Source organism: Fulvivirga kasyanovii, assembly GCF_009711405.1.
GTDB lineage: Bacteria > Bacteroidota > Bacteroidia > Cytophagales > Cyclobacteriaceae > Fulvivirga > Fulvivirga kasyanovii.
Window position 1 is genome coordinate 1 of the sequence record NZ_SMLW01000285.1, and the last position, 4,161, is coordinate 4,161.

Below are 4,161 nucleotides of genomic sequence, written 5' to 3' on the forward strand. Positions count from 1 at the left end.
ATTATTTACTCAGTGGTGTTAGTGCTGGCAGTGTTTCTGGTATGGAAATACCGTCAGTCTCAACGGGTTCCAATGGCCCATTTTTCCGGCAAAACCATGGGGCCCATAACCTATAATGTCACATACTTTGATGAGCAAAAAAGAGATTTCAGCAAGCAGATAGATTCTTTATTAAAAAGCTTCAACAGAGCATTGAGTACCTATATTGTTGACTCTGAAATATCGGAATTTAACAGGGATACGGCCTTTAAATTTGATAGCCCATATTTTGAGCCGGCACTGGTCAGTAGTAAAAAAGTATACAATCTTACCGGAGGTGCTTTTGACCCCACTGTGATGCCGTTAGTCAACGCATGGGGATTTGGCCCTGATAAACGGATGAAGTATGACAGTGCGTACATAGACTCGCTGATGCAGTTTGTGGGGTTTGATAAGGTGGAGTTTGACGGGGAGATGGTGATGAAAACAGACCCGCGCGTGCAGCTTGATTTTAGTGCCTCTGCAAAGGGGTATGGTGTGGATATTGTAGCTGATTACCTTGAAGATAAGGGAATAGAAAATATGCTTGTGGAAATCGGTGGGGAGGTAGTGGCCAAAGGTAAAAATCTCAAAACCGGCAAATTATGGAATATTGGTATCCTCGATCCTGATTCTGATCAGATTAACCAGTTTTACACAGCTACGGTAACTATCGAAAACAGGGCGATGGCAACTTCGGGTAATTATTTTAACTATTATGTGGTTGATGGGGTTAAGTATTCTCATACGATCAGTCCATTTACCGGTTTCCCGATCAGGCACCCGTTGCTGAGTGCATCAGTTTTTGCCGGGGATTGTATGACGGCCGATGCATTGGCCACAGCGTTTATGGTGCTCGGGCATGAAAAAGCAATTGAAATACTGGAAGCTAACCCTGATTTGGACGGATATTTAATTTACAGTGATGCTGCCGGCAACAGAAAGGCTTACGCTACGGAAGGTATTAAGCCTTATATAAAAGAAGTGGAATAATGACAGCAATAAAGGAGTGGTTTGGGCAGTGGTTTGATTCGCCGTATTATCATATTTTATATAAACACAGAGACCATGATGAAGCCAGGGAGTTTATCGACAATCTGGTAGAGTACTTTCATTTCTCTAAAGACCACAAGCTTCTTGATCTGGCCTGTGGCAAAGGACGTCACTCTATTTACCTCAATCAAAAAGGTTTCGATGTGGTGGGAGTAGATCTTTCTGCGCAAAACATTGAGCACGCAAAGCAGTATGAAAATGACAGGCTGCATTTTTTTATTCAGGATATGCGTCATGATTTTGCCGAAAATGAGTTTGATTTCGTTTTAAACATGTTTACAAGCTTTGGGTATTTTGATTCCGACGAGGAAAATGCTCAGGCCATTCAGGTTGCAGCAGATGCTTTGAAGCCTGAGGGGAAACTGCTCATTGACTTTTTGAATCCTTATAAAGTAGTTCATAATCTCGTGCCTTCTGAAGAAAAGACGATAGAAGGCATTACCTTTCAAATAACTAAGCAATTTAGTGAGGATGGTTACATCCTCAAGGATATTAGGTTCGAAGACAACGGTCATAAGTACCACTATCAGGAGAAAGTAAAAGCCATCAGGCGTGTAGAGTTCCTGAGCTACTTCAAAAGAGCCGGTTTGCAACTCATAGATATCTTTGGGGATTATCACTTCAACGCCTACGATCCCGAGCACTCTGAAAGGATGATATTTGTAGTGAAAAAATAGTTGTCAGAGACAGGTAAGTGCAACATTGTTGTATATCTTTGCTGCCGAATCTGAATATACCCATGCTTTTTAACCTTCTGATCCTATTTTTTGTAGCCTTACTGGCCGGATTGTCCACGTTTTTAATTCCGGGAATAAAGGATAAAAAATATAAATTGGTTCTGGTATTTGCAGGAGCATACCTGTTTGCCGTTACCATTATCCATATTTTGCCCGAACTCTTTTCAAGGGCAGAAAACCCTACAAAGATTGGACTTTTCATTCTGGTAGGCTTTTTTCTTCAGCAGGTGCTGGAGTATTTCACCTCGGGCGTAGAGCATGGTCACGTGCATAAGCATAATGAAGGACATGAACATAAGGCGAGTTCGGCTATCTTAGTGCTTTTCGGGTTGTCGGTACATGCATTTTTAGAAGGTTCATTGCTGGCTCATCCGAGTGCATTGCATGAGCATCATGAGTCAAATTCATTGCTATTTGGAATTTTGCTTCATAAAGCGCCTGCGGCATTTGCCTTGATGTCCATTCTGATGTGCCAGGTGAAAAAGAGGAATCTGGCTGTCTTATTTCTTGTTTTGTTTTCCATTGCATCGCCACTGGGTCTGTTGATAGGCGACTATTATGTAGAAAACAACATGCTTTCCAACGAAGCGTTTACCATCCTTTTTGCCATTGTGAGTGGTAACTTCCTGCATATCTCCACTACTATTGTTTTTGAAAGTAGTGTAGATCATCATTTTAATGCCAAGAAACTAGGTGTTGGCATACTAGGTTCTCTTGTAGCTGTTTCTGCTGAGTATTTCTTTTAGTGCCTGCTCCGATCACCGGAGTATTCGGGGTTATTTTTAAGACATGTAGCTGCTAAGCTGCTGAAATCATTTTTCAAATGAGATGATTTTTTGCAACTTAGTATGGAGCGACAAGGAATAGTCTATTTATTTAAACCCGAATTCATGTAAATTATGAGCAACAAAATTCAGACACTTAGTGGCTACATCCACGAATACCAAAAGAGTGTTCAGGATCCTGACAATTTCTGGGGCAGGATAGCAGATTCCTTCTACTGGCACAAGAAGTGGGACCAGGTCGTTGACTGGAACTTCGAAAAACCGGATGTCAAATGGTTTGTCAACGGCAAGCTTAACATTACCGAAAACCTTCTTGAAAAACACCTGTTCCTGCTAGGCGATAAGCCTGCCATAATCTGGGAACCTAATGATCCGGAAGAGGCTGTAAGGACTATTACCTATCGCGAACTTTATGAAATGGTCTGCCAGTTTGCCAATGCCATGAAAGCGCAGGGCGTTGAAAAAGGAGATCGTGTGATAATTTACATGCCTATGGTTCCTGAGGCTGCTGTTGCCATGCTTGCCTGTGCCAGAATAGGGGCGGTGCATTCAGTCGTATTCGCCGGCTTTTCTGCCAAGTCGCTTGCCGATCGTATAGAAGATTGTGAAGCTAAAATGGTGCTGACCTCTGATGGTAATTTTAGAGGAGAAAAGAAAATTGCGGTCAAAAACGTAGTGGACGAAGCCCTTGAAAATACCAACTCAGTTGAAAAAGTGATCGTGCTGAAGCGCACCGGCCAGGAAGTAACCATGAAGAATGGCCGCGACATCTGGTGGAGTGATGCTATAGAAGGCGTGTCAAAAGAGAATAAGGCTGAAGTGATGGATTCAGAAGACATGCTGTTCATCCTTTACACTTCTGGGTCAACAGGGAAGCCCAAAGGTGTGGTACATACCTGCGGAGGCTATATGGTGTACACCACTTATTCTTTTCAAAATGTATTTCAATATAATTCGGGAGATGTCTATTGGTGTACTGCCGATATTGGCTGGATAACCGGACACTCCTATATCGTATACGGGCCGCTATTGGCGGGAGCTACTACTTTGATGTTTGAAGGAGTGCCTACTTATCCCAATCCAGGAAGGTTCTGGGACATTTGTGATAAACACCAGGTAAACCAGTTTTACACGGCCCCAACAGCCATCAGGGCACTACAGGTATTTGGGACAGAGCCTTTGGAGCCTTACAAGCTGGATTCATTAAAAGTGATCGGTTCCGTTGGTGAGCCTATCAATGAAGAGGCCTGGCACTGGTACCACGACCATGTTGGTAAAGGCAGGTGCCCGATAGTAGATACCTGGTGGCAAACAGAAACGGGAGGTATTATGGTATCGCCCATTGCGGGAGTTACGCCAACAAAACCGTCATATGCTACCTTGCCGCTTCCCGGGGTGCAACTGGCTATTCTCGACAATGAAGGCAAAGAGCTAAAAGGAAATAGTGTGGAAGGCAACTTATGTGTCAAATTCCCGTGGCCGTCTATTTTACGGACCACTTACGGAGACCATGAGCGATGCAGGCAAACTTATTTTTCCAGCTTCAAAGGATACTATTTTACAGGTGA

At 43.2% G+C, this 4,161-nt stretch carries 4 protein-coding genes; all 4 read left to right on the plus strand.

The genetic code is table 11. From position 1 onward, the window contains the following. Positions 1–1,011: FAD:protein FMN transferase (locus tag E1163_RS02010; RefSeq protein WP_155168939.1), on the plus strand; the 1,011-nt coding region annotated here is incomplete at its 5' end. Continuing rightward, positions 1,011–1,748: a class I SAM-dependent methyltransferase gene (locus tag E1163_RS02015; RefSeq protein ID WP_155168941.1), complete on the plus strand. Its 738-nt coding sequence runs from the start codon at positions 1,011–1,013 to the stop codon at positions 1,746–1,748. The genes E1163_RS02010 and E1163_RS02015, both read left to right, overlap by 1 nt. Positions 1,749–1,810: 62 nt before the next feature. Next, positions 1,811–2,554: a ZIP family metal transporter gene (locus E1163_RS02020; protein ID WP_155168943.1), complete on the plus strand. Its 744-nt coding sequence runs from the start codon at positions 1,811–1,813 to the stop codon at positions 2,552–2,554. Between the two features lie 153 nt (positions 2,555–2,707). Then, positions 2,708–4,161: acetate--CoA ligase (gene acs / locus E1163_RS02025; protein ID WP_155168945.1), on the plus strand; the 1,454-nt coding region annotated here is incomplete at its 3' end.

Excerpts from the sequence above, each read along its gene's own strand:
- E1163_RS02015 (WP_155168941.1), top strand. The coding sequence starts at position 1,011 with ATGACAGCAATAAAGGAGTGGTTTGGGCAGTGGTTTGATTCGCCGTAT.
- E1163_RS02020 (WP_155168943.1), top strand. The coding sequence starts at position 1,811 with ATGCTTTTTAACCTTCTGATCCTATTTTTTGTAGCCTTACTGGCCGGA.